Genomic DNA, 20,798 nt, shown 5'->3' with positions numbered 1-20,798 from the left:
TTGCGCCATTCGCTACAATTTTGGCCATTACATCCTGCTGAACGAGGCGAGGCAGACATGTACGACTTCGTCATCGTCGGGGGCGGCTCGGCGGGAAGCGCCCTCGCGAACAGGCTGTCCGCCGATCCCGCCAACCGGGTGCTGGTGCTGGAGGCGGGCCGCCCGGACTATCCGTGGGACGTCTTCATCCACATGCCGGCCGCGCTGCCCTTCCCCATCGGCAGCCGCTTCTACGACTGGAAGTACGAGTCCGAGCCCGAGCCGCACATGAACGGCCGCCGGATCTACCACGCCAGGGGCAAGGTGCTCGGCGGCTCCAGCAGCATCAACGGGATGATCTTCCAGCGCGGCAACCCGATGGACTACGAGCGCTGGGGCGCCGACGAGGGCATGAAGACCTGGGACTTCGCCCACTGCCTGCCGTACTTCAAGCGCATGGAGAACTGCGTGGCCGCCGACCCCGCCGACTCCTGGCGCGGGCGGGGCGGCCCTCTGGTGCTGGAGCGCGGGCCGGTGCGCAACCCGCTGTTCGGCGCCTTCTTCGAGGCGGTGCAGCAGGCCGGGTACCCGCTGACCGACGACGTCAACGGCTACCGCCAGGAGGGCTTCGCCCGCTTCGACCGCAACATCAGCAGGGGCCGCAGGCTGTCGGCCGCCCGCGCCTACCTGCACCCGGTCATGAACCGCCCCAACCTGGAGGTCAGGACGCGGGCGCACGTCACCGGCATCCTCTTCGAGGGAAAGCGCGCGGTCGGCGTCGAGTACGACGGCCGGACGGTCCACGCGGGCGAGGTGATCCTGTGCGGCGGCGCGATCAACACCCCGCAGCTGCTCCAGCTCTCCGGGGTGGGCAACGCCGCCGAGCTGGACGCCCTCGGCGTCGACGTCGTGCACGACCTGCCGGGCGTCGGCGAGAACCTCCAGGACCACCTGGAGGTCTACATCCAGTACGGCTGCAAGCGGCCCGTGTCGGTGCAGCCCGCGATGAAGTGGCGCAACCGGCCGCTGGTCGGCGCGCGGTGGCTGTTCCTGCGCAGCGGCCCCGGCGCGACCAACCACTTCGAGGCGGGCGGCTTCACCCGGAGCAACGACGACGTCGACTACCCCAACCTGATGTTCCACTTCCTGCCCATCGCGGTCCGCTACGACGGCTCGGCCCCGGCGGGCGGGCACGGCTACCAGGTGCACATCGGGCCGATGTACTCCGACTCGCGCGGCTCGGTGAAGATCACGAGCACCGATCCCCGGGTCCACCCGGCGCTGCGCTTCAACTACCTGTCCACCGCCCAGGACCGGCGCGAGTGGGTGGAGGCCGTCCGGGTCGCCCGCGACATCCTGAACCAGCCCGCGATGGACGACTTCAACGCCGGAGAGCTGTCACCGGGCCCCGGGGTCGAGACCGACGAGGAGATCCTCGACTGGGTGGCCAGGGACGGCGAGACCGCGCTGCACCCCTCGTGCACCGCGCGGATGGGCGTCGATTCCATGTCCGTGGTCGACCCGCTGTCCATGCGGGTCCACGGCCTCGACGGGCTGCGCGTGGTGGACGCCTCGGTGATGCCGTACGTGACCAACGGCAACATCTACGCGCCGGTCATGATGGTGGCGGAGAAGGCGGCCGACCTCATCCTGGGCAACACCCCGCTGGCCGCCGAGCACGCCGACTTCTACCGTCACCGCGACGGCTCTCCCCGCTGACCCGTTTCTACCGTCACCGCGACGGCCCTCCCCGCTGACCCGTTTCTACCGTCACCGCGACGGCCCTCCCCGCTGACCCGTTTCTGCCGGCGTCGCGGTGGCTTGCCCGGCTGGCCGCGTACCCGCTTCCGCTTCCGCGGCCCACCACCCGCGACGGCGACGCGGACGGACGGCGGCCGACCGTCCTAGGCGGCGAGCAGCCGGGCCAGCCGCGCCGCGTGCGGTCGCCAGTCCAGGTCCCTGTCCAGTGCCCAGGCGTCGTTGTGGCAGGTCCGCAGGTGGCGTTCACCGGCGTCACCGATCACGGTGACGACGTCGCCGCGGACACCGCGGTCGCGCATGCGGACGGCGAGCTCCAGCGCGCCCCACAGGTTCGTCCCGGTGGCGGCGCCGACCGCGAGTCCGGTCAACTCACGCACCCGGCGGGCGGCGGCCACGCTGGCGGCGTCCGGCACGGGAACGACCATGTCGACGAGGGAGGCGACGAAGCCCGGTTCCATGCGCGGGCGGCCGATCCCCTCGATCCGGGACGGCATGCCGGTGCCGTAGTCGTCGGCACCGGTCACCCAGCCGGGAAAGTACGCCGAGTTCTCCGGATCGGCCACGGCCAGCCTGCCGGGCAGCCGGTGGTCGCGCAGGTGGCGGCCGACGGCGGCGGAGGTGGCACCGGTGCCCGCCCCGACCACGATCCACTCCGGGCAGCGGGGCACCTGGCCGAAGAGCTCCTCGGCCAGGCTCCCGCCACGCCAGTCGACGGTCGCGGCCGAGGCGTAGTGGTCCAGGTAGCAGCCGTCCAGCCGCTCGGCCAGCTTCGCGGCCTCGTCGTAGATGGCCAGTGGCGGATGGACGTACCGGCAGCCGCCGCCCCACCGCTCCACGCCCTCCCCACGGGAGCCCCGCGGCATGACCGCGGTGTACGGCAGGCCGAGCAGCCGGGCGAGGTACGCCTGCGCGACGGCCATGGCGCCCCCGGTGGCCTCCACCACGGGGGTGCCCTCCGCGATCCGGCCGGTGGCGATCGCGGTCGTGAACAGGGCCCGGGCCAGCCGGTGCTTCAGACCGCCCGCGGGCTGGACCGACTCGTCCTTCAGCCAGAGCCGCACCCCCCAGCCGCCGGGCAGCGGGAACGGCCGCAACGGCGTGGGCCCGGTTCGTGCCCTCTCCTCCTCCAGCCGCTCGATGGCCTCCTCCGCCCACGCACTCGTCATGAGGAGCAATCTATCCACCGCGAGCACCGGGGATCAGCTGGGCGGCCGGCCGGGGGGGACGACGGCTCCGGCCACCGGGCTCGTGCGTCAGCCGCTTAAAGTTGTGTCATGAGCAACGAGCTGGAGAGAGATGGCGCTGCGGTGCAGTCCGTCGACCGCGCGCTGTCCGTCCTGCGGCTGCTCGCCCGCCACGGCGACCTGGGCGTCAGTGAGATCGCCGCGGAGCTGGGGGTCCACCGCTCGACGGCGTTCCGCCTCGTCATGACGCTGGAGCTGCACGAGCTCGTCGAGCAGACCGCCGACCGGGGAAAGTACCGCCTGGGAGTGGGGATCGTCCGGCTCGCGGGCGCCGCGACCGTGAGGCTCGACGTCGTCCGCGAGAGCCGCGCCACCGGCGAGCGGCTCGCGGCGGCGGTCGGCGAGACCGTCAACGTGGCCATCCTCGATCGGGACGAGGCCCTGTACGTCGACCAGATGGCGGGCCCCTCGGCGCTGCAGGCCCACAACTGGGCGGGGCGGCGGGTGGCGTTGCACGCGACGTCCAACGGCAAGGTGCTGCTGGCCCACGCCCCGAAAGAGCGGTTCGAGCGGCTGGCCGCCGGGCCGCTGCGCCCGTTCACCGACCTGACCGTCACCGACGCCGGGCTGCTGCGCGAGGAGCTCGACACCGTCAGGAGGCGCGGGTACGCCACCGCCGCCGACGAGCTGGAGATCGGCCTGACCGCGGTGGCGGCGCCGATCTTCAACGTCGAGGGCGCGGTCGTCGCCTCGATGAGCGTGTCCGGGCCGACCTTCCGGCTTCCCGCCGAGCGGCTCCCCGCAGTGGCCGAGCAGGTGATGGCCGCGGCGGGCGAGGTGTCCTCACGATTGGGCTGGCACGCTAATGAGGGTGGCAAAGCCTTGACTGCGTGAGCGATCAGGTCGATTCTGTTCCTCGTTAAGCATTTCGATGCGTCATACGCAACGAATCATGCGGTAACCGGAAGGACGGCCGTTCGTGGCAGATCTCTACCTCGGTGGCACCTGGAGGGATCCCGTCGCGGGCGGCCACCGGGAGATCCGATCACCGGCCGACGGAGGCCTCGTGGCGACCGTGTCGGAGGCCACCCGGGCCGACACCGAGATCGCGATCGCCGAGGCCCGCGCGGCGTTCGACGAGGGCACCTGGGCCGCGACCCCCGAGCGCGAGCGGGGCGCGCTGCTGCTGAGGGTGGCCGACCTGCTCGAACGGGACGTCAAGGACGTGGCCAGGGCCGAGTCGCTCGACACCGGCAAGCGGCTCGTCGAGAGCGAGTACGACGTCGCCGACGTGGTGGCCTGCCTGCGCTACTTCGGCGGCATCGCCGGGACCGACGCGGGCCGCGTGATCGACACCGGCCGCGACGACGCGATCAGCCGCGTCGTCCACGAACCGGTCGGGGTCTGCGGTCTCGTCACCCCGTGGAACTACCCGCTGCTGCAGGCCTCCTGGAAGGTCGCCCCCGCGCTGGTCGCGGGGAACACCTTCGTCCTCAAGCCCAGCGAGCTCACCCCGTCCACCGCGATCCTGTTCATGCGCCTGCTGGAGGAGGCCGGGCTGCCCCCGGGCGTCGGCAACCTCGTCCTCGGAGCGGGCGCCGAGGTCGGCGCCCCGCTGGCCGAGCACCCCGACGTGGACATGGTGTCGTTCACCGGCGGCCTGGCGACCGGCCGTACGATCATGGCGTCGGCGGCGGCCACGGTGAAGAGGGTCGCGCTGGAACTCGGCGGCAAGAACCCCAACATCGTCTTCGCCGACGCCGACGTGGAGACCGCCCTCGACTTCGCCCTCACCGCCGTGTTCCTCCACTCCGGGCAGGTCTGCTCGGCCGGTGCCCGCCTGCTGGTCGAGGACTCCCTGCACGACACCTTCGTCGACGAGCTCGTCCGCCGCGCCGCCCGCATCCGCCTCGGCGGCCCCTTCGACCCCGAGGCCGAGACCGGCCCGCTCATCTCCGCCGCGCACCTGGCCAAGGTCGAGGCGTACGTCGCGTCCGGCGTCGCGGAGGGCGCGGTGCTGCGCTGCGGCGGGGAGAGACTCCCCGGCGAGGGGCACTTCTACCCGCCGACCGTCCTCGACGAGTGTCACCGGGGCATGCGCGTGGTCCGCGAGGAGTCCTTCGGCCCCGTCCTCACCGTCGAGCGCTTCGGCGACGAGGACGAGGCGGTCCGCCTCGGCAACGACACCGACTACGGGCTGGCCGGGGCGGTGTGGACGCGGGACGCGGGGAAGGCCCAGCGGGTCGCCGGGCGGCTCCGGCACGGCACCGTCTGGATCAACGACTACCACCCCTACGTCCCCCAGGCGGAGTGGGGCGGGTTCAAGCGGTCGGGCATCGGCCGCGAGCTGGGCCCGGCGGGCCTGGCCGAGTACCGGGAGACAAAGCACGTGTGGCAGAACGTCCGCCCCCGCCCGCAGCGGTGGTTCCGCAGCTGACGGACGACCCCCCGTCCCCAGACGACCCGTGAGGTGGTCATGACCATGACGTCACCGACCCAGCAGGCGCGGCAGGGAGCCGCCGCGCGGAACGAGGACCGGGCCGTCCTCGACGTGCGAGGGCTCTGGAAGGTCTTCGGCCCGCGTCCGGACCGGGTCGTCGGGACCCCGCTCGCGGAACTCTCGCGGAGCGAGCTGAGAGCGAGAACGGGCTGCGTGACCGCCGTCCGCGACGTCTCCTTCACCGTGCGGCCCCAGGAGGTCTTCGTCGTCATGGGCCTGTCCGGCTCGGGCAAGTCCACTCTCGTACGCTGCCTGACGCGGCTCGTCGAGCCGACGGCCGGAGAGGTGCTGTTCGACGGCGAGGACATCCGCAAGGCGGGCGACAGGCAGCTGCGCGAGCTGCGCCGCCACCGCTTCGCCATGGTCTTCCAGAACTTCGGGCTGCTGCCGCACCGGCGGGTCCTGGACAACGTGGCCTACGGGCTGGAGATCCGCGGCATGCGGAAGGAGGCACGCTACGAGCGGGCCAGGGAGATGGTCGAGCTCGTCGGCCTCTCCGGTTCGGAGAACTCCTACCCCGACCAGCTGTCCGGTGGCATGCAGCAGCGCGTCGGGCTGGCCAGGGCCCTCGCGGTCGATCCCGACGTGCTCTTCTTCGACGAGCCGTTCTCCGCGCTCGACCCGCTGATCAGGCGGGACATGCAGAACGAGGTCATCCGCCTGCACCGCGAGGTCGGCAAGACGATGATCTTCATCACGCACGACCTGAGCGAGGCGCTCAAGCTCGGAGACCGCATCCTCATCATGCGCGACGGCGAGCTCGTCCAGATGGGCACGCCGGACGAGGTCGTCGGGGCGCCGGTGGACGACTACGTGCGCGAGTTCGTCAGCGACGTGCCCCGCTCGAACGTGCTCACCACCCGCTGGATCATGCGCCCGCCCCGGCCCGAAGAACCGCTGGACGGTCCCGAGGTCGGGCCGGACGTCGTCGTACGCGACGTCGTGCACACGGTCCTGCGCGCGGCGCGCCCGGTCAAGGTCGTCGAGGGCGGCGAGCTGCTGGGGGTCGTGACGGCCGAGGAGGTCCTCGGCGTGCTCGCCGAACCGTCTCCGGCCGGGGCCTCCGGCGGGTCCGCCGAGCGGTCCTCTCCGGACGAGGTCTCCGGCGAGCCGTCGTCGGACGAGGTCTCCGGCGAGCCCGCCGAGCCGTCTCCGGACGCGACCCCCGGCGACCCGGGCGATTCCGGCGAGCCCGGTGGGTCCGCCGGGTCCGGCAGGGCCGGGGGGCGGGGGTGATGGCCACCCAGGCCACCCCGGCCGGTGGCCTGCGGCGCCTGCCCGCGTGGCCCCGCCGGTACCTGCTCGCCGCCGTCGTCGCGGCGTGGGTGCTGATCTGGGTGTTCGTCCAGGGCCGCGACACCTTCCAGCTCGGCGGCGCGGAGCTGACCCCGCTGCACGTGAGTGTCAACGAGGCCAGTGAGGTCATCGACAACAGCAGGAACGAGAACCCGTTCTTCCTGTACTTCGTCAACTACATCCGGCTCTTCCTCGACGAGTCCGTCACGTTCGTCCAGGCGCTGATCAGCCAGCCGTCCTTCGGGCGGCCGCTGCCGGTCATCGGCTGGCTGGGCGTGGTCGCCGTCGCCACGGCGGTCGCGCTGCTGTGGGGCAACGTGCGGGTCGCCCTGCTGACCGCGGCCGGCTTCGCCTCCTTCGGCCTGCTGGGTCTGTGGCAGGAGAGCATGGACACCCTCGCCCTCACCCTGGCCGCCGTCGTGCTCTCGCTGCTGATCGGCATCCCGCTCGGCGTCTGGGCCGGGGTGAACGACCGGTTCAACCGCCTGGTCACCCCGCTGCTCGACTTCATGCAGACGATGCCGACGTTCGTCTACCTCGCGCCGCTCACCCTGTTCTTCCTCATCGGCCCGGCGAGCGCCACCGTGGCGACCGTCATCTACGCCGTCCCGCCCGCGATCCGCATCACCGCGCACGGCATCCGCGAGGTGCGGCCCGCGATCCTGGAGGCGAGCACCTCCCTCGGCTCGACCGCCTGGCAGTCGCTGAGGAAGGTACGGCTCCCGCTGGCCAAGCGGACCATCGTCGTCGGCGTCAACCAGACCATCATGGCCGCGTTGTGCATGGTCACCATCGCCGCGCTGATCGACGCCCCGGGCCTGGGCAAGACCGTCGTCAAGGCGCTGGAGACCCTCGACGTCGGCAGCGCCTTCAACGCGGGCCTGGCCATCGTCGTGATGGCCATCGTGCTCGACCGGGTCACCTCCGCCGCCGGGCGCCGCGTCGAGGACCGGCACCGGGCCGGACGCTCGCGCGGGCCCGGCCGCCGCCGTGCGGAGATCGGCGCGGTCCTCGCGGTCACCGGCGTGCTGGTCTACCTCTCCCACGTCTACGTGTGGGCCGCGGAGTTCCCGAGCGAGGCGAGCCTGGGGCGCTACGTCCGCCAGGGGGTCGACGCGGCCACCCTGTGGGCGCAGGACAACCTCGCGGTCTACACCGGCGCGTTCAGGAACGCCGTCTCCTACGGCCTGCTCAACCCGTTCGAGGCGCTGCTCACCGGCTCGCCCTGGTGGCTGGTCGGCGCGGTGCTCGTCGCGTTCGCCGCGATCCTGGCGAACGTCAGGGTCGTGCTCGTCACGGCGGTGTGCGTCGCCCTGCTCGTCGCGCTCGGCCTGTGGCAGGACAGCATGGTGACGCTGGCCTCGACGCTGGTGGCCACCGTCCTGGTGATGATCCTCGGGGTGGTGCTCGGCGTCTGGATGGGCCGCAGCGACCGCGTCGACCAGCTGGTGCGGCCCGTCCTCGACGCCGGGCAGACCATGCCGCCGTTCGTCTACCTGGTGCCGATCCTCGGCCTGTTCGGCGCGACCCGGATCACCGCCATCATCGCCGCGGTCGTCTACGCGGCCCCGGTGGCGGTCAAGCTCACCGCGGACGGCATCCGCGGGGTGGCGCCGAGCGCGGTGGAGGCCGCCACGGCCGCGGGCTCCAGCACCTGGCAGCTCATCACCAAGGTGCAGCTGCCGATGGCGCGCAGCGCGCTCACCCTCGCCGCGAGCCAGGGGCTCATCTACGTGCTCGCCATGGTCGTCGTCGGCGGCCTGGTCGGCGCGGGCGCGCTCGGCTACGACGTGGTGGCGGGCTTCTCCCAGCTACAGCTGCGCGGCAAGGGGCTCGCCGCGGGCGTGGCGATCGTCGTACTCGGGATCATGCTGGAGCGCATCACCCGAACGGCGGCGCGGCGGGCCGACGCCGAGGCGCACGGCGCCCATTGAACGGCAGGGCGAGGCACAGAGAAGTACGGGGAAGCGGAACCGAACACGGCACACGACACCCAACACAGGAGGACCTGGTGACAGTTTCGAGGATCGGGCGACCGCGGGCGGTGGCGCTCCTGGTCGCGGCCGGCCTCCTCGTCTCCGCGTGCGGCGGGGCGAAGGTCGGCGAGAGTGACAGCGGAGCCGCCCCGGCGGCCTCGGGCGCGGACGGGAAGAAGGCCTGCGGCGCGGTCAACATCGCCATCAACCCGTGGGTCGGGTACGAGGCGACCGCGGCGGTCATCGCCCACGTGGCCGAGAAGGATCTCGGCTGCTCGGTCACGAAGAAGGACCTCAAGGAGGAGGTCGCCTGGCAGGGCTTCGCCACCGGCGAGGTCGACGCCATCGTGGAGAACTGGGCCCACGACGACCTGAAGAAGAAGTACATCGAGGACCAGAAGGTCGCCGTCTCGGCGGGCTCGACGGGCAACAAGGGCGTCATCGGCTGGTACGTGCCGCCGTGGATGGCCGAGAAGTATCCCGACATCACCGACTGGAAGAACCTCAACAAGTACGCCGACCTGTTCAAGACCTCCGAGTCGGGGGGCAAGGGGCAGCTGCTCGACGGCGACCCCTCCTTCGTGACCAACGACGCGGCCCTGGTGAAGAACCTGAAGCTGGACTACAAGGTCGTCTACGCGGGCAGCGAGGCGGCGCTCATCACCGGCTTCCGGCAGGCCGAGAAGCAGAAGACCCCGATGCTCGGCTACTTCTACGAGCCGCAGTGGTTCCTGTCGGAGGTGAAACTCGTCAAGGTCAAGCTGCCCGAGTACACCGAGGGCTGCGACGCCGACGCCGAGAAGGTGGCCTGCGACTACCCGCTCTACGACCTCGACAAGATCGTGAGCAAGAAGTTCGCCGACTCCGGCAGCCCGGCGTACGACCTGGTCAAGAACTTCACCTGGACGAACGAGGACCAGAACCTCGTGGCCAAGTACATCTCCGAGGACAAGATGACGGCCGAGGAGGCCGCCGAGAAGTGGGTCGGCGACAACCCCGACAAGGTGAAGGCCTGGCTTCCCACGTCCTGAGCGCGCTCGCCTCACAGGCGAGATGTCACTGCTTCGAACTCAGCGGTGCTCACCAGCCAAGACGCCCCGTTCCGGATCTTCGGAACGGGGCGTAAGTGCCTGACTCCCGAAGATGTCATCTATGGCCTTCACGCTCTGCATGAGTGCTAGTTGGATCTGCTTCCTGTAGACGCTCTTGGTGACCACCGTGTTCCGGTGGCCGACCAGGAGCCGTTCGGGGTGCTGATCGCCGAGGCCGCATCGCGCGGGCAGGTCGGGTTGGAGGTGGTCGGCGTGGACTCCACGATCGTGCGGGCGCATCAGGAGGCGGCTGAGCTCCTGAGGCCGCAGCCGACAGAGGCCGTAGGCGGCGACGGATGAGGTGTCGGTGATCTTTTCGCGCAGGATCATCTGCTCGACCGTGATCCTCGCCGTGGCCAATGGAAGGTTCCAGGTATGCGGACGCCCTAATAAACCGGTCAGTACGGCAGGTTTCTCCCCGGGAACATATGCGACATATCACCGTAACGGATGATCTATAGCGTCACGCGCAATGCCGGGTTCCTCAAGGAGCACGTGGTGCGCAAAGTCCTGATCTCCCTCACCTCCCTCTCCCTTTCCCTCACTCTCGTGGCCGTGCAACCCCAGCAGGCCAGCGCCAAGGTCGAACTCGACCTTGAGACGTTGACCGGCGCCGAGGCCATATCCCTCATGGCCGAAGGCAAGCTGACCTCGGTCGACCTGACCAAGGCGTACATCGACCGGATCACCGCGCTGAACAAGCGCGGGCCCGGCCTGAACGCCGTCACCGACCTCAACCCCAACGCGTTGAAGGAGGCCGAGGCGTACGACCGCCTGCGCAAGAAGGGCAGGTCGCTCGGCCCGGCCATGGGGCTGCCGATCCTGCTCAAGGATCTGATCGACGTCGAGGGCATGCCCACGACGGCGAACAACTGGTCGCTGCGCCGGTCCTTCCCGGCCTCCGACGCCGGCATCACCAAGAAGCTGAAGGAACGCGGCGTCGTGATCCTCGGCAAGGTGGGGCTGTCGGAGTACGCCAACAGCTTCGGCTCGCAGCCCTCCGGGTTCGGCAACTACGGTGGCCAGGTCATCAACGGCATCGACGCCGACCAGAACCCCTCCGGGTCGTCGTCGGGCACCGGCGCGGCCATGGCCGCGGCGCTGTCGACGCTGGGCATCGGGACCGAGACCTCCGGTTCCATCATCTCGCCGTCGAACGCGCAGTCGCTCGTGGGTCTGCGGCCGACCGTGGGTCTCGTGCCCGGTTACGGCATCGCGCCCATCTCGGCCTCGCAGGACATCGCCGGTCCGATGGTCCGCACGGTCTCCGACGCCGCGCTCACACTGGCCTCGATCGCCGGGCCCGACCCGGTGGCCGACGCCGGGTACAAGGCCATGTTCGGCGACGACTACATCGCCAAGGGCATCATCCCGCCGCTCCCCGCGACGCTGCCCGACTACACCAAGGCCATCGATCCCGACTTCGTGCGCGGCAAGAAGATCGGGTACAACGGCACCCTCACCGAGGGCAGCCCGCTCAAGATCGCGTACGACGCCCTGACCGCCGCCGGCGCCGTCCTGGTGCCCCGCCCGCAGGCGACGATCCCCGCGCTGCCCGCGCTGCCCAGCGGCTATGAGCAGCACAAGAGCATCGACTCCTACTACGAGCGGCTCGGCCCGCAGGCGCCGATCAACTCGCTGGTCGAAGAGGTGCAGGTCAACCAGGCCGAAGCTCACCAGGCGCTCAAGTTCGGCAACGTCAACCACCTGAACTCGTCGCAGGCGGACGTGACCCCGGGCGGGGCCAACGAGCAGGCGTACCGGACGAACCTCGCGATCCGTAAGGCCGCCTGGCACAAGGCCATCGACGACATGGTGACGTACACCAACTCGGACCCGGCGCAGCCGGCCGACCCGGTGATCGCCATCCTGGGCAGCGCGCCGAGCGCCCCGCAGGCCGGTTACCCGTCGATCACGATCCCGATGGGCTACACCGCGACCCACCGGCGCGCCCAGAACGTGCTGGTCCACGGCAACGCCTACAGCGAGTTCGACCTGCTCGGCGTCGCCTACGTCATCGAGCAGGCCACCAAGCTGCGCCGGCCGGCCAGCCTCGTGAACCCGAGCATGTACCGCTGCGCGAAGACGACCCCGGCTCCGCCGTTCGCCGGGCGCGGCGCCTGCAACCCCGACTACGACGCCGTCCTCAAGGTGACCGGCTACGACTCCCGGCCGCTCGGTTTCTCGCTGGAGACCGAGACGGCGCAGAGCCTGATCCGGAAGCTGAACAAGGACGAGGTCTCGGCCGAGGAGCTCACCCGCGCCTACCTCGACCGCATCGCGCTGACCAACGCCGAGGGCCCGGCCACCCAGGCCGTCCGCGAGATCAACGCCGACGCGGTCAAGGAAGCCCGAAAGCTCGACCAGGAGCGGTGGAGGTACCGCACCGGCGAGCCCACGAGCCCGAACGACACGCGCCCGCCGCGTCCCGCCCTCTGGGGCCTGCCGGTGCTGGTCAACGACACCATCGACGCCAGGTCGCTGTCGACCACGGGCGGCTCGATCGCCCTCCAGGGTCTCAAGCCGGCCGACGACTCCGCCCTCGTGGCGAAGCTGAGGGCCGCCGGCGCGATCGTGCTCGGCAAGACCAACGTCACCGAGCTGAACGGCGTCTTCGACGCCAACCTGCCGAAGGGCTACTCCTCGCTCGGCGGCCAGGTCCTGCTCCCGAACGACACCGACAAGACCCCGGCGGGTTCGTCGGCCGGCGCCGCGGCGGCCACCGCCTCGGGTCTGGCCGCGATCACGATCGGCATGGAGACCTCGCCCGACTCGGCGCAGCTCCTCGCCCCGGCCGACGCGGCCGGTGTGGTGGGCCTCAAGCCGACCGTCGGCCTGGTCAGCACGACCGGTGTGCTCCCGGTGGCCAGGTCGCAGGACGCCCCCGGCCCGATCACCCGCAGCGTCGGCGACGCCGCGACGATCCTCAACGTGATCGCCGACCCGGCGAGCCCGGTCGACTACACGAAGGACCTCAAGGCAGACGCCCTCGCGGGCAAGAGGATCGCCGTGGTGTCCAGCACGAGCGCCCCCTACCAGGAGGCGATCGCCAGGCTCCAGGGCCTCGGCGCGACCGTCACCCAGGTCTCGATCGCCACCCCGGCCGCGACCGACAGCGTCGTCGCCACCGAGTTCAAGCGTGACCTGAACGCCTACCTCGGCGCGGCCAGGCCCGGCACGACGCTGCGGAGCATCATCGACTACAACGACGCCAACCCGGTCGAGGGCCTGAAGTACCAGCAGGGTCAACTGCTGGCCGCCCAGGCGATCGACCTGTCCGACCCCGCGACGAACGCCAAGTACACGGCCGACCTGGAGGCCGGCAAGGCCGCCAACAAGGCCGTCCTGGACAGCGTCCTGAGCGGGCATGACCTGATCCTGGTCCCGAGCGGCAGCAACGTGATCGGCTACGCCGACCGCGCCGGCTACCCCGCGCTCACCGTCCCCGCCGGGTACGGCGCGCAGCAGAGCTCCTCGGGCCGCAACCCCATCGGTGTGACGCTGATCGGCGGCGCCTTCTCGGAGGCGAAGCTGCTGGCCGGCGGCTACGCGCTGGAGCAGGCGATCGACGACCGCCTCGCCCCCAGCTACACCAACCCCAGCATGTGGCGCTGCGTCCCGGAGAGCACCTTCTTCACGGGCGAGTTCTGCCTGCCGGGCGACCGCCTGGCCCCTCGTTACAAGGGCTGACCACCAGTTGAGGAGAAGGGCCCGCGGTCTTCCCCCGCGGGCCCTTCTCCCGTTACGGGGGTACGACCTGAGCTGCTGCCGCGACGTGCCATGGCATCGTGGGGACATGAGCGCTGACCCCCGCCGGTTCTCCGATCGCGGCGACCCCCTGCAGTACCTGCGTACGGCCCGGGTCCTGGTGTGCTGCCCGCGCTGTGCGGACTGCGCCGTGGTCAGGGGCGGTCGGGTGACCTGCCTGTCCTGCGGATACGCCAAAGAGGTGCCCGCGGGCGGCTGGTCGGGCCGGATCGCGGTTCACGCCGGCGGACGATGTGGCGGCTGCGGTCGTGACATCCAGCGCCGCGGCTCACGCTCGAGTGGCTCGCCACCGTCGTCGATGCCGGTGAGATGTCCCGGCTGCCGGAGGGTGACCAGCCTCCCCTCGCGCTGGTGGCCCGAGACCCGGTCGGACGCGACCTGTTACGCCGGACTCGATCTGTGGCTGCAGACGCCGTGCGGAAATCACGTGCTGTGGGCGTACGACGCCGAGCATCTGGATTTCCTGGAGCGATACGTCCGCGCGTTCATCCGTGAGCGCGAACCCAACCGCAACGCGAGCCTGGCCAGCCGGCTGCCGGCATGGGTGAAGGACGCCAAGAACCGTGACCTGGTCCTCTCCCGCTGCGCCACCCTCCGTGCCCGCCTGCACGAGGCGTCCCGCCACACGCCGGACGCCGGTCGACGCCGGGCCACCGGCGACGACCTCACGCGGTGAGCCGTCACCGTCCATGACGAGCGCGGCCACAGACGCTGATCATGTCTCCTGCCCACTTCCCGGACATTCGGCGGCTGATCGGGCGACGGTCGCGACGCCCTGAGCCGGTGGGTCAGGGGGGTTCGAGCCCCCCGTCGGGCCTGCGGACCCGGGCGGACCACCGTTCGTGCGCGTGCGTCGAGGGCGGGTACTTCGCGGCCTGGGCCTCGTCGAGCTCGATTCCCCATCCGGGCGCGTCCGACGGGTACAGGTGGCCGCGCCGGATCACCGGCGTTCCGGGGAACACGTCGTGGACGGCGTCGGCGTAGACGTGGCCCTCCTGGATCCCGAAGGCGGGGGTGGTCACGTCCAGCGCGATGTTGGCCGCCATGCCGACGGGGGAGACGTCGGCGGGGGAGTGCCAGGCGGTGCGCACCGCGGCGAACTCGCACAGGGCCACCAGGGCGCTCGCCGGGGTGAGCCCGCCGATCGCCGACAGGTGCAGCCGCAGCAGGTCCACCCCGCCGCCCATGACCAGCCGCGCGGCCTCGGTGGCCGAGGTGAGCAGCTCACCGGCGGCGACGGGCACCGGGGACGCGGCGCGGATCTCCGGCAGCCGGTCGAAGAACTCGGGCGCGACCACGTCCTCCAGGAAGAACAGCCGGTAGGGCTCCAGCGCCCGCGCCAGCGTCACGGCCTGCTTGGGCGTGAGCCGGGAGTGGACGTCGTGCAGCAGCTCCACCTCCTCGCCCAGCTCCCGCCTGGCCTGCCGGAACAGCTCCGGCGTGGTGCGCAGGTAGTGCTGGACGTCCCACCCGTCGGGATGGGGAGCGCCGGGGTACCCGCCTCCCGCACGGGGCGTGCCGTAGGAGCCGAACCCGGGCTGCGCCGTCTGCAGCCGCACGTGCGTGACGCCCGTCTCCATGATGGCCCTGGCGTGGTCGAGGGTCTCCGGGATCGTGGCGCCGCCCGCGTGCAGGTACACCGGGGCGGCCGTGCGGACCCGCCCGCCGAGCAGCTCGTACACCGGCATGCCCGCCCGCCTGCCCGCGATGTCCCACAGCGCCATGTCCACGCCGGAGATGGCGTTGTTGCCGACCGGCCCGTCCCGCCAGTACGACGAGAAGTGCAGCATGCGGAAGATGTCCTTGATGTCGGCCGGGTGCCGCCCGATCAGCATGGGCGCGAGATGGTGTTCGACGGCGCTCGCCACCGCGTGGAACCGCTGGGTGAACGTCGCGCAGCCCAGCCCGTACAGCCCCGGCTCCGAGGTGTCCACGCGCACCACGACGAGGGGTACGCCGCCGGGGGCGGTGACGACGGGCCGCACCGAGGTGATGCGCAGGCCGTCGCGGGCGGGCCAGGGACTCTGCGTCTCGGGCATCGGGACACTCGGGCTTCTCTGGAGGGGGGTCACGGGGCGGCTCCGGGTTTCATGACCAGGCGGGCGGTTCCCGACGCGCGGGGCGTCGTGGCGCGCAGGACGATCCGGTGCAGGTGGTCGCCCCACACGGCGGACAGCTTGGGGTCGTCGAGCGGCAGACGCTCGACGTCGGCGGTGAACGCGTCCGGGTCGTAGTGGACGAGCAGCGGGCGCGACCGTCCCATGACGGACACCAGGCCGGGCGAGGTGCCGATCTCGCCGTGCGCCATCAGGCACAGGGCCAGACTCGACGGAGGCCGCCGCAGCTCCCATCGGTCCTCGACGGTCACCGCGGGGTCGTCGCCCCGCCCGAGCCGCAGGGTGCGGCGCCACTCGCGGACACCGGCCCGCTCGGGCCAGGCGAGGGCCAGGTCGAGGGAGAGCTCGGCCCGGTCGCCGGCCGCCGCGCAGGAGACGTCGCGGGCGCGGTGCTCCGGGCCCGGCGCCTGCATGACGCCGTCGATCTCCGGGAGGTTGTGGTACGAGCTCCGCATGGTCCAGATGCCGTACCGATCGGGGCCGAACGTCCGCGCGGTGTACTCGCCCACCCCCGCGTCGACCAGCACCGGCCGGCCGTCCAGCGCGACGATGAACGACCCGACGTCGTTGTGGTTGTGGCTCTCCGCGTTGTGGCCGCCCTTGGCGGCGAGGAACAGCCCGTCAGGCGTCCCGCGCCGCTCCCGCGCGACCATCACCTGCACCGACGGCAGCCAGGCCTGCTCGACGTACGGGGCCTCGGCCGGGGGAGCGTCACGCCACCCGGTGTCGAACAGCCCGGCCAGCGTGCGGCCGAGGCCGACCTCCTGGTGGACGACCGGCGGCCCGGTCCGGCGCGTCGCGCGGGCGTGCGCGACGACGTCGCCGTCGCCGGTCAGCAGGCCGGCCCGGTGGGGGATGTCCAGCGCCGTCTGGTCGGGCAGGCGCGCCCCGCCGTCGGCGAAGTTGACGTACCAGTCGCCGCCGATGTGCATCCGGTGCAGGTAGGCGACCATCTCCCGGACGACGGGGACGCCGAACGCGTCGAGCCGCCCGCCGCTCGCCGAGCGCAGCGTCTCCAGGCTCTCGGCCAGGCACGCGCCGGCCCGCCACCAGTACGCCACACCCTCCTCGCAGCCGCCGTCCGGCCCGTACCCGGCGACGAAGCCGTCCAGCCCGCGAACCGCCCGCACGACCGTCTCCAGCATCGCCTCCCGGCTCCCGGACAGCAGGAGCGCGCAGGTGAGGATGTTGGAGTGGATCCACGGGTTCCAGTTGTTGACCGGCCTGACCTCGTCGTCGTACCAGTGCCAGTGACGGGCGAGGTAGGGGGTGAGGAGCCGGTGGCGCACCTCCTCGCGAAGTCTGCGGCGCACCACGGCCGAGGACGCGTCCAGCGCGGCGCCCGCCACCAGGTCGGTCCAGGCGAGCAGGGCGGCGGTCTCGGCGGCGAACAGGTCGACGAAGGGCCGTCGCGGGTCGGGCAGCTCGCCGCCGTCCTCGCGGGCGAACTCCTCGTGCGCGGGCAGGCACCAGGTGCTCTCCTCGCACAGCAGCCAGACGCCGTCGCGCACCTCGTCCAGCCACCGCTCGTCCCCGGTCGCCCCGGCGGCCAGCACCGCGGCCGCGAGCCTGCGCCGCCGTTCGAAGTAGGGCCGCTCGAAGCCGACGCGGTCGCCCGTCCGGGCGTAACCGGCGAACAGGCTCGCGGGCAGGGCCGGCCAGGGGGCGGCGGCCGTGCTCCGGGCCTGCTCGGCCAGGCTCCGCCGGGTGGCCGACCCGATCTCCTCCCAGGCGGGGTCTCCCAGGGCGGGGAAGGGGCGCCACGCGCCGGGCTCCGGCAGGTGGGCGGCGAGCTCACGAGGTGAGAGAACCCTCTCCAGCGGGCCGTCGGCCGCGATAGGAGTCAGGCGGCCCGTTCCGGTGGGAGTCACGCGGTCACCCCTTCAGCCCGGTGAAGCCGATCCCGCGCACGATGTGCCGCTGGAAGATGAGGAAGATCAGCAGCGGCGGGATCGTCGCGATGAGCAGGCCCGCCACGAGCAGGGCGGGATCGGCCGCCTGCGCCAGGCGGGGCAGCGCCACCGCGATCGGCTGGGCCCGCGGATCGGTGATCGCGATCAGCGGCCACAGGAAGTCCTTCCAGGCGTTCATCACGGCGAACAGCGAGATGACGGCGAGGATCGGCGCGGACATGGGCAGCACGATCCTGCGGAAGACGACCCAGGAGCCCGCCCCGTCCACCCGGGCGGCCTCGAAGAGCTCGCGCGGGATCGCGTCGAAGAACTGCTTGGCCAGCAGGATGTTGAACGCGTGCGCCCCGGCGGGCAGCCACACCGCGAGCGGCGTGTTGGCGATGGAGACGTTCAGGCCGGGCAGGTCGAGGATCGTCAGATAGAGCGCGACGAGCGTCACCGTGGCGGGGACGAACAGCGTGACGAGGAACGCGCCGTAGACGTAGCGGCCGTACCAGGGCCGGATCACCGACAGCGCGTACCCGGCGGTGGTGGCGATGAGGAGCTGGGTGAGCCACGACCCCGCCACCAGCACGACCGTGTTGAGCAGATAGTGCCTGATCTCCAGGGTGGTCCAGGCGTCGGTGAAGTTCTCCCACCGCGCCTGCGACGGCCACAGCGTCAGGGGGTCGCCCAGCAGGTCGGCGGTCGAGGACACCGCCGCCTTGAAGGTCCACAGCAGCGGGCCGAGCCCGGCGAGCAGCAGGCCCGCCAGGAGCAGCACGTGGGTGATCCGCCACCCCGTGCCGGTGGCGGGCTTGCGCCAGTCGGCCTGCGAGAGCACGCCGCGGCCGGGGGAGCCGGGGGAGGGCGTCATCGGGCTCCCCATCCTCTCGTCAGTCGCAGGTAGAGCGCCGACACGACGGCGAGCACGCAGGCGAGCAGGACGCTCAGCGCGGTCGCGGTGCCGTAGTCGCCGAACAGGAACGCGTAGCGGTAGATCATCAGCAGCACGGTGACGGTCGCGTTCTCCGGCCCGCCGTCCGTCATGACGTACGGCTCGGTGAAGACCTGCAGGCAGCCGATGATCTGCAGCAGGAGCAGTACCAGGATCACCCCGCGCAGCTGCGGCAGCGTCACGTGCACGACGCGCCGGGCGACCGAGGCGCCGTCGGTCTCGGCGGCCTCGTACAGCTCCCGGGGCACCCCGGACAGGGCGGCCAGGTAGATCAGCACGGCTCCGCCCGCGCCCGCCCAGGTCGCCTCGATCACCAGGCTCGGCATCGCCCAGGTGGGTGACTGCAGCCACGGGTAGGGGCCGAGGCCGACCAGCCCCAGCAGGCCGTTGACCAGGCCGGAGTCGGGGTCGTAGAACAGCTTCCACAGCAGGACCGACACCACGGGCGGCACGATGACCGGCAGGTAGACCAGCACGCGCGCCAGCCCGCCGAGGCGCCGCAGCTCGGAGATGAGCACGGCGACCGCGAGCGGCCCGGGCAGCCCGACCAGCAGCGACAGCACGGTGTACCAGAGGGTGTTCAGCAGCGCGGTCGGCAGCAGCGGGTCGGCGAACAGGATCTCGAAGTTGCGCAGTCCCACCCAGACCGGCGGGTCGACCAGGTTGGTCTGCTGCAGGGAGAGCACCACGCTGCGGCCGATCGGCCACCAGGCGAAGAAGGCGAAGCACAGCAGCGCGGGGAGCAGGAACGCGAGCCCGGCCAGGGCGCGCCGGTCGCGGTCGGAGCCGCCCGCCCGGCCGCCGGCCCCCCGCCGGCCCGTCGCGGCGGCAGCGGCGTCGGCGGGGGGCGGCGCGGTGGTGAGGACGGGCATCACCGCTGCTTCTGGAGGATGGCGTTCACCCGCGCCTCGGCGTCGGCCAGCAGCTTGGCCGGGTCGGCGTCCTCGCGGGTGAGGACCGCCTGGGCGACCGGGTCGAGGGCCGCGTATATCTCCTGGCTGGCGACCTGCGGCTCGGGGGTGAACGTGAAGGCGCCCAGCGACTTCACGTAACCGGCGAAGTTCTCCGCGGGCACGTTGGCGTGCGGGGTGATCGCCTCCCTGACCTTGTCCGCGGTGGCCTGGTCGAAGATCGGCAGGACCGGGACGCCGACCGGGGTGCCGTCGGCGGCGGCCGCCTTGGCGTTGGTGACCGCGGCCTCGGTGTCGAAGTTCGGGCGCAGGTAGCGGAACCGGATCCACTTGACGGCCGCGGCCCGCTGCTCGGGCGTGGCCTTGGCGTTGACCAGGTGGATCGTGCCGCCCACCAGCGTGGCCGACCCGGCGCCCTGGGGCATGGGGCCGCCGCCGAAGTCCTCGGGCCTGCCGCCGTTGGTGATGTAGGTGGGGTAGATGTCGGAGGGGGAGGTGACCCACATCCCGACCTTGCCCGCGGAGAACTGGGCGATCAGGTCCTCCTGCTTGCCCAGCACGTTGCCGCCCATCGAGTCGTCCTCCCAGCGCATCGCCCGCCAGCGGTCGAGGACCTGGCGGGCCGCGGTGTCGTTGAAGGACGCCGCCCACTTCCCGGGCTGCGTCTCCTTGATCATCGACCCGCCCTCGCTGTAGGCGTAGGCCGTCAGGTGCCACCCGCCGCTGTTGTTGGTGGTGATCTCCCCGAAGCCCGTCGCCCCCGTCTTGTCGGAGATCTGCTTGGCGTACGCGCGCACCTCGTCCCAGGTCGCCGGGGGCTTGTCCGGGTCGAGCCCGGCCTTGGTGAACAGGGAGCGGTTGTAGGCCAGGCCCAGGGCGTACGCCTTCTCCGGCAGGCCGTAGGTGACGCCGTCCTTGGTCAGGTAGGACATGATGTCGGGGTTCAGCGCGCCGAACTCGGTGAGGGCTTCTGCCTCCTTCGTGATGTCGGCGACCTGCCGCCGCTCGATCAGCCCGGCCGGTTCGGTGAGCGGGACGCGCAGCACGGTCGGCGCGCTGCCCGCGGCGAGCATGGGGGCGAACGTCTTGACGTCCCAGGGCAGGTCGGAGCCCGTGACCTTGATGTCCGGGTTGGCCTTCTCGAAGGCCGCCACCTGGTCCTTGAAGAGCTTGAGCGCCTTGGCGTTGGTCGCGGCCGGCATCCCCATGACGGTGATCGTGGTCGCGCCGCCCGCCTCGGGGGCGTCGTCCTGGGCGCAGCCCGCCGCGCTCACCGCGAGCGCGAGCAGGAGAGCGCCGGAATTCAACCTGCGGAACTGGGATTTCATCCTTGACCTCCATGAACGGAAGCGCGCCGCCCGGGAC

15 protein-coding genes are annotated in these 20,798 nt (G+C 71.6%); 8 read left to right on the top strand and 7 right to left on the bottom strand.

The window, feature by feature from the left end:
- The first annotated feature begins 57 nt into the window (after nt 1-57).
- The gene (gene betA, locus AC5L38_RS20185) at nt 58-1,698 is read left to right on the top strand and encodes a choline dehydrogenase (RefSeq protein ID WP_495244349.1); all 1,641 of its coding nucleotides are present in this window, start codon (nt 58-60) and stop codon (nt 1,696-1,698) included.
- 185 nt (nt 1,699-1,883) lie between these two features.
- Here the strand turns inward: betA and AC5L38_RS20180 are convergent, their stop codons facing one another.
- Complete coding sequence (locus AC5L38_RS20180) at nt 1,884-2,906, bottom strand: PLP-dependent cysteine synthase family protein (RefSeq protein WP_495244348.1); 1,023 nt, start codon at nt 2,904-2,906, stop codon at nt 1,884-1,886.
- A gap of 108 nt (nt 2,907-3,014) precedes the next feature.
- Between AC5L38_RS20180 and AC5L38_RS20175 the strand changes: the two genes are divergently transcribed.
- The 5 genes from AC5L38_RS20175 to AC5L38_RS20155 all read left to right on the top strand — a co-directional run bounded on the left by AC5L38_RS20175 (nt 3,015) and on the right by AC5L38_RS20155 (nt 9,727).
- Entirely contained in the window at nt 3,015-3,818 is an 804-nt protein-coding gene (locus tag AC5L38_RS20175) for an IclR family transcriptional regulator (protein WP_495244347.1), read from the top strand.
- 85 nt (nt 3,819-3,903) lie between these two features.
- Nucleotides 3,904-5,361 carry an aldehyde dehydrogenase family protein gene (locus AC5L38_RS20170; RefSeq protein WP_495244346.1) on the top strand — a complete coding sequence of 486 codons (1,458 nt, stop codon included), beginning with the start codon at nt 3,904-3,906 and terminating at the stop codon, nt 5,359-5,361.
- Nucleotides 5,362-5,406: 45 nt separating this feature from the next.
- Nucleotides 5,407-6,660, top strand: a complete 1,254-nt coding sequence (locus AC5L38_RS20165; protein ID WP_495244345.1) for a quaternary amine ABC transporter ATP-binding protein — start codon at nt 5,407-5,409, stop codon at nt 6,658-6,660.
- Nucleotides 6,660-8,654 (top strand): ABC transporter permease, encoded by a 1,995-nt coding sequence (locus tag AC5L38_RS20160; RefSeq protein ID WP_495244344.1) that lies wholly within the window; start codon nt 6,660-6,662, stop codon nt 8,652-8,654. The genes AC5L38_RS20165 and AC5L38_RS20160 overlap by 1 nt, the downstream gene beginning before the upstream one ends.
- 77 nt (nt 8,655-8,731) lie before the next feature.
- Complete coding sequence (locus AC5L38_RS20155; protein WP_495244343.1) at nt 8,732-9,727, top strand: ABC transporter substrate-binding protein; 996 nt, start codon at nt 8,732-8,734, stop codon at nt 9,725-9,727.
- Nucleotides 9,728-9,766: 39 nt separating this feature from the next.
- Here AC5L38_RS20155 and AC5L38_RS20150 read toward each other — a convergent pair whose 3' ends face one another.
- Nucleotides 9,767-10,117 carry a hypothetical protein gene (locus AC5L38_RS20150; protein ID WP_495244342.1) on the bottom strand — a complete coding sequence of 117 codons (351 nt, stop codon included), beginning with the start codon at nt 10,115-10,117 and terminating at the stop codon, nt 9,767-9,769.
- Between the two features lie 120 nt (nt 10,118-10,237).
- On the opposite strand from AC5L38_RS20150, the gene AC5L38_RS20145 reads away from it, so the two are divergent.
- Together AC5L38_RS20145 and AC5L38_RS20140 are read left to right on the top strand one after the other, a co-directional pair.
- Nucleotides 10,238-13,477 (top strand): amidase family protein, encoded by a 3,240-nt coding sequence (locus AC5L38_RS20145; protein ID WP_495244341.1) that lies wholly within the window; start codon nt 10,238-10,240, stop codon nt 13,475-13,477.
- A 106-nt stretch (nt 13,478-13,583) separates the two neighbouring features.
- The gene (locus tag AC5L38_RS20140; protein WP_495244340.1) at nt 13,584-14,231 is read left to right on the top strand and encodes a hypothetical protein; all 648 of its coding nucleotides are present in this window, start codon (nt 13,584-13,586) and stop codon (nt 14,229-14,231) included.
- A 112-nt stretch (nt 14,232-14,343) separates the two neighbouring features.
- On the opposite strand, the gene AC5L38_RS20135 is transcribed toward AC5L38_RS20140, so the two are convergent.
- From AC5L38_RS20135 to AC5L38_RS20115, 5 genes are read right to left on the bottom strand one after another with little or no spacing between them, the layout of a single operon-like run.
- On the bottom strand, nt 14,344-15,594 hold the full coding sequence (locus AC5L38_RS20135) for an enolase C-terminal domain-like protein (protein ID WP_495244339.1): 1,251 nt from the start codon (nt 15,592-15,594) through the stop codon (nt 14,344-14,346).
- Nucleotides 15,595-15,623: 29 nt separating this feature from the next.
- Complete coding sequence (locus AC5L38_RS20130) at nt 15,624-17,543, bottom strand: heparinase II/III domain-containing protein (protein ID WP_495244338.1); 1,920 nt, start codon at nt 17,541-17,543, stop codon at nt 15,624-15,626.
- A gap of 4 nt (nt 17,544-17,547) precedes the next feature.
- Nucleotides 17,548-18,441, bottom strand: a complete 894-nt coding sequence (locus tag AC5L38_RS20125; protein WP_495244337.1) for a carbohydrate ABC transporter permease — start codon at nt 18,439-18,441, stop codon at nt 17,548-17,550.
- Nucleotides 18,438-19,394, bottom strand: a complete 957-nt coding sequence (locus AC5L38_RS20120) for a carbohydrate ABC transporter permease (RefSeq protein WP_495244336.1) — start codon at nt 19,392-19,394, stop codon at nt 18,438-18,440. The genes AC5L38_RS20125 and AC5L38_RS20120 overlap by 4 nt, the downstream gene beginning before the upstream one ends.
- On the bottom strand, nt 19,394-20,761 hold the full coding sequence (locus AC5L38_RS20115) for an ABC transporter substrate-binding protein (RefSeq protein ID WP_495244335.1): 1,368 nt from the start codon (nt 20,759-20,761) through the stop codon (nt 19,394-19,396). The genes AC5L38_RS20120 and AC5L38_RS20115 overlap by 1 nt, the downstream gene beginning before the upstream one ends.
- Nucleotides 20,762-20,798: the final 37 nt, after the last annotated feature.

The sequence above is a fragment of the Streptosporangium nanhuense genome (assembly GCF_059358815.1).
Note: the sequence above shows the minus strand (reverse complement) of the source record. Positions and strands in the feature narration are given on the sequence as shown.

Bases quoted from the DNA above. Each gene is read 5' to 3' on its own strand.
- betA (WP_495244349.1), top strand. From the start codon at position 58: ATGTACGACTTCGTCATCGTCGGGGGCGGCTCGGCGGGAAGCGCCCTC.
- AC5L38_RS20180 (WP_495244348.1), bottom strand. From the start codon at position 2,906: ATGACGAGTGCGTGGGCGGAGGAGGCCATCGAGCGGCTGGAGGAGGAG.
- AC5L38_RS20175 (WP_495244347.1), top strand. From the start codon at position 3,015: ATGAGCAACGAGCTGGAGAGAGATGGCGCTGCGGTGCAGTCCGTCGAC.
- AC5L38_RS20165 (WP_495244345.1), top strand. From the start codon at position 5,407: ATGACGTCACCGACCCAGCAGGCGCGGCAGGGAGCCGCCGCGCGGAAC.
- AC5L38_RS20160 (WP_495244344.1), top strand. From the start codon at position 6,660: ATGGCCACCCAGGCCACCCCGGCCGGTGGCCTGCGGCGCCTGCCCGCG.
- AC5L38_RS20150 (WP_495244342.1), bottom strand. From the start codon at position 10,117: ATGATCCTGCGCGAAAAGATCACCGACACCTCATCCGTCGCCGCCTAC.
- AC5L38_RS20145 (WP_495244341.1), top strand. From the start codon at position 10,238: ATGATCTATAGCGTCACGCGCAATGCCGGGTTCCTCAAGGAGCACGTG.
- AC5L38_RS20140 (WP_495244340.1), top strand. From the start codon at position 13,584: ATGAGCGCTGACCCCCGCCGGTTCTCCGATCGCGGCGACCCCCTGCAG.
- AC5L38_RS20135 (WP_495244339.1), bottom strand. From the start codon at position 15,594: ATGCCCGAGACGCAGAGTCCCTGGCCCGCCCGCGACGGCCTGCGCATC.
- AC5L38_RS20125 (WP_495244337.1), bottom strand. From the start codon at position 18,441: ATGACGCCCTCCCCCGGCTCCCCCGGCCGCGGCGTGCTCTCGCAGGCC.
- AC5L38_RS20120 (WP_495244336.1), bottom strand. From the start codon at position 19,394: ATGCCCGTCCTCACCACCGCGCCGCCCCCCGCCGACGCCGCTGCCGCC.
- AC5L38_RS20115 (WP_495244335.1), bottom strand. From the start codon at position 20,761: ATGAAATCCCAGTTCCGCAGGTTGAATTCCGGCGCTCTCCTGCTCGCG.